The 3,812-nt window shown below is 70.8% G+C and carries 4 protein-coding genes; 1 reads left to right on the top strand and 3 read right to left on the bottom strand.

What is annotated here, in order from left to right; all coding sequences use genetic code 11:
• Positions 1–285: 285 nt before the first annotated feature.
• Genes ACFYZL_RS40010 through ACFYZL_RS40000 form a run of 3 tightly spaced genes read right to left on the bottom strand, consistent with a single transcriptional unit; the run spans position 286 to position 2,264 of the window.
• Complete coding sequence (locus tag ACFYZL_RS40010; protein ID WP_384759026.1) at positions 286–567, bottom strand: hypothetical protein; 282 nt, start codon at positions 565–567, stop codon at positions 286–288.
• 10 nt (positions 568–577) lie between these two features.
• Positions 578–1,294 (bottom strand): TetR/AcrR family transcriptional regulator, encoded by a 717-nt coding sequence (locus tag ACFYZL_RS40005; protein ID WP_384596456.1) that lies wholly within the window; start codon positions 1,292–1,294, stop codon positions 578–580.
• A 40-nt stretch (positions 1,295–1,334) separates the two neighbouring features.
• Entirely contained in the window at positions 1,335–2,264 is a 930-nt protein-coding gene (locus ACFYZL_RS40000; protein ID WP_384759023.1) for a diiron oxygenase, read from the bottom strand.
• A 194-nt stretch (positions 2,265–2,458) separates the two neighbouring features.
• Between ACFYZL_RS40000 and ACFYZL_RS39995 the strand changes: the two genes are divergently transcribed.
• Entirely contained in the window at positions 2,459–3,565 is a 1,107-nt protein-coding gene (locus tag ACFYZL_RS39995) for a ferritin-like domain-containing protein (protein ID WP_384759020.1), read from the top strand.
• The last annotated feature ends 247 nt before the right edge of the window (positions 3,566–3,812 follow it).

Here is a 3,812-nt window from a genome sequence, read left to right as displayed (position 1 = left end):
TCCCCTACCCGCCCTTCCACCGTTCCCCGGGCTCCGCCCGGACCCGTCCTGGGGCTCCGCCCCAGACCCCGCGCCTCAAACGCCGGCGAGGCTGAAAGGTCCCCCCGCGCCTGCAGCGTTGGCGAGGCTGGATGGCCCCGTGCCTCGAAGGCGGGCGGGGCCGGATGGTGACCCCGCGCCTCGAACACCGGCGAGGCCGGATGGTGACCCCGTGCCTCGAACGCAGGCGAGGCTGGGATTGCCCCGCGTCTCAAGCGCCGGCGGCGGACGGGCTGTGGTCGTGGCTCAAGCGCTGTCCCCGCGGGGGCGCTCCGGCTTGGTCCAGGGCCAGCGGGGCTTCGGCTTCACCGCGTCCGGGCGGTGCTGGTACTTCCAGCCCTTCTGGAGGCCGAGCCGCTTGGAGTAGCCCGCCGGGACGCGCTCGTACAGCAGTACCGTCGGCGGGCCGTCCGGCGTCGGGACCGGGATTTCGTACCACTTCGGCGGATGGCCGGTCGGGCCCAGCAGGATCGGGAGGACGCGGCCGTCCATCGGGCCGCCCTCGAAGGGGGTCGGTTGGCTTCTCACGCCACCAGTGTCACAGGAGGTGGGCGGCCTCGGAGACCACCGGAATGACTCGCCGGGCCAGGACGCCGACCGGCCCGTCCGCGGATTCGAGGGCCAGGGCCGCGCGGGCGGCGGCCGCCGTTTCGGGGTCGGTGGCGGCCGTGGCCGTCAGGAGGGCGACGAAATGGTCCACCAGCCAGTCCCGGAGGGACTCGACCTCGGGCTGCTTGCCCTCGTCGATCCAGATGAGGGAGGCCGCCTCGACCGCCGTGATCCACGTACGGACCATCATGCGCAGGCGCGGCCCGGGGGCGGGCACGGCGAGGTGGACGAGGATCTGGTCGGCCGCGGCGCGGCGGATGCCGTCCACCGTGGCCGTCGTACGGGAGGTGGAGACGACGCTGCCGCCCTGGAGGAGGGCCGCGAAGCCGGCGTCGTGTTCGTCGACGAAGGCGAGGTAGCGGTCCAGGGCGCGGCTCAGGCGCTGGGTGAGGGGGCCCTGCTGGGGTTCGGCGAAGCAGAGTTCGAGGATGTCCGCGGCAGAGCGCAGGGCGGCTTCGTAGAGCTGCTGCTTGCCGCCCGGGAAGTAGCGGTAGACCAGCGGGCGGGAGACCCCGGCGGCCTCGGCGACGTCGTCGAGCGAGACCTCCTCCGGCGCCCGGTGCGCGAACAGCGAGAGGGCGGCGTCGAGGAGTTGGGCTCGCCGCTCCTCGACGCTCAGCCTGCGGTAGGCGCGTACGGTCGTCATGTCCGCAGGGTAGACGACCGCCCTCGCGCGTCGTCCGTGCTTACGCGAGGAGGCCCGAGCTCTTCCACAGGCGGCGGCCGGGGCCGCGCAGGACGCCGATGTCGTCGAGGAAGTCGGTGAGCCGCTTGGCACCGCTCTGCATGACCTCGCGGCGGTGGCCGCTGGCCTTGACCTGGGCCACGGCTTCGCGGCGGTCGAGGCCGACGTTGTCGTAGACGGACGGGTTGACGAAGGCCACCGAGAAGACGCGGGCGGCCTCGCCGCAGCTGAGCCGGGTGAGTTCCTGCTCCCAGCGCGGGGCGGTCAGCATCTGGCGGCGCAGTTCCTCGCGGGCGTAGCGGACGTGGCGGGCCTCTTCGACGACGTGGATCCGGGTCACTCCGCGGACGAGGGGCTGGACGCGCTCGTCCGGGAAGGTGAGGCGCTGCATCCAGTCGAGGATCTCCTCGCCGAGGAGGGTGCAGGCGAAGGAACCGGGGGTGGTGGAGACGGTCTTCAGGATCCGGGCGAGGTTGTGGTTGAGGCGGGAGACCGGGTAGTCGGGGGCGCCGGACTGCTTGATCAGGCGGGCGAACATCATCGAGTGACGGCACTCGTCGGCGATCTCGGTGAGTGCGTACCGGACGTGATTGCTGGTCAGGGACTTGTCGTAGATGTGCCGGACCAGCAGCTGCATGAGGATGATCTCGAACCAGATGCCGAGCGAGCCGAGCGCGGCGGCCTCGTGACGGGAGAGGTCGATGCGCTGCTCCTCCCCCATCTTCTTCCACAGCGGGGTGTCGTAGAGGGAGAGCAACTCGGGCGGCCAGTAGTACTTTCCGTCGATGGGCGGGGCGTCCCAGTCGAGTTCCTTGTCGGGGTCGAAGGAGTGCTTCGCCGAGGATTCGAGCAGCCGCTCGGCGATCTGTTCGCGGTCCTTGAGCAGGCCGAGGGCGTCCCTCAGCTCGGCTCGGTCGGTCACCGTCGTCATGGCTTCGGACACCTCGTGGTCGGGTTACCTGCGGTCACTGCTTATGAGACTACTTGTCAGCAAGGTCGTCAATCCCTCGCGCACGACTTGTTGACCGCGCGTCTACCAACGTGTGACGCTGCCAACTGTCCAGTCCTGTGCGGCAGTACGCGGCTCCGCGTGATTCGCGTGGTGCGCGTGACAAGGGGGCGTCAGTGTCGACGTACGAGCGCTACACCACGGACCCGGGCGAGGCCGTCTGGCAGATCCCCTCCACCGGCTCGGCCCGCTTCAGCTGGGAGTACGACGGGGGCCGCGAGCGGCTGCTGGCCCTGTACCAGAAGGGCAAGGACAAGCAGTGGGACGGCGCCAAGCGCATCGACTGGGGCATCGAGGTGGACCCGTACGATCCGCTGGGCACCCCGGACGAGGTGCTGACGCTGTACGGCACGCGCCACTGGGCCAAGCTCACCGAGAAGGACAAGGGCGAGCTGCGCCGGCACTACAGCGCCTGGCAGTTCAGCCAGTTCCTGCACGGCGAGCAGGGTGCGATGGTCTGCGCCGCGCGGATCGTGGAGTCGGTGCCGGACCTGGACGCGAAGTTCTACTCCGCCACCCAGACCATGGACGAGGCCCGGCACGCGGAGATCTTCGGGCGCTTCCTGCACGAGAAGGTCGGGATGCTCTACCCGATCAACGACAGCCTCCAGGGGCTGCTCGGCGACACCCTGCGCGACTCCCGCTGGGACATGCCGTACCTGGGGATGCAGGTGCTGATCGAGGGGCTGGCGCTGGCCGCGTTCGGCATGATCCGCGATACGACGGACAAGCCGCTGCCCAAGCAGATCCTGGCGTACGTGATGCAGGACGAGGCCCGGCACGTGGCCTTCGGGCGGATGGCGCTGCGGGACTACTACCGGCAGCTGACGGACGCGGAGCTCAGGGAGCGCGAGGAGTTCGTGATCGAGGGCTGCCACCTGATGCGGGACCGGCTGCGCGGGGTGGAGGTGCTGGAGAACTTCGGCATCCCGCGGCGGGAGGCGGAGGAGTACAGCGAGCAGTCGGAGTTCCTGCACCTGTTCCGGAAGCTGCTCTTCAGCCGGATCGTGCCGTGCGTGAAGGACATCGGGCTGTGGGGCGAGCGGTTGCAGAAGGCGTACCTGGACATGGGCGTCTTCGAGATGGGCGACTCGAACCTCGACCTGCTGATGAGCCAGGACGAGGAGATCGCCGAGGCCCTCGACCGCGAGCGGTTCGCGACCGAGGAGGCGGAGCGGGTGGCGGAGGTGCGGGCCGCGATCTCTGAGGGGGGCGGCGCCTAGCGCGGCCGGCGGGCCCCGTTCGGCGTCGCATTCGGGTGCCGGCGGGTCGGCCCCCGCTGCCACTCCCGCGCCGGCGGGGTCGGGTGTGCGGCGGGGCGGCCCCGCGGGGACATTGAACGCCGCCGCTCGGCGCGGCGGCCCCACTTGGCACTCCCGCGCCGTCGGGGTCGGGTGTGCGGTGGGGCGCCCCCGCAGGGCGTCGAACGAAACCCGCTCGTGTTGCCGGTGCCGCATGGGGTTCGACGCC

Origin of the sequence: Streptomyces sp. NPDC001717 (assembly GCF_042892775.1) — a bacterium.
GTDB lineage: Bacteria > Actinomycetota > Actinomycetes > Streptomycetales > Streptomycetaceae > Streptomyces.
Note: the sequence above shows the minus strand (reverse complement) of the source record. Positions and strands in the feature narration are given on the sequence as shown.

Coding starts and splice junctions, on each gene's coding strand:
- ACFYZL_RS40005 (WP_384596456.1), bottom strand. CDS start 1,294: ATGACGACCGTACGCGCCTACCGCAGGCTGAGCGTCGAGGAGCGGCGA.
- ACFYZL_RS40000 (WP_384759023.1), bottom strand. CDS start 2,264: ATGACGACGGTGACCGACCGAGCCGAGCTGAGGGACGCCCTCGGCCTG.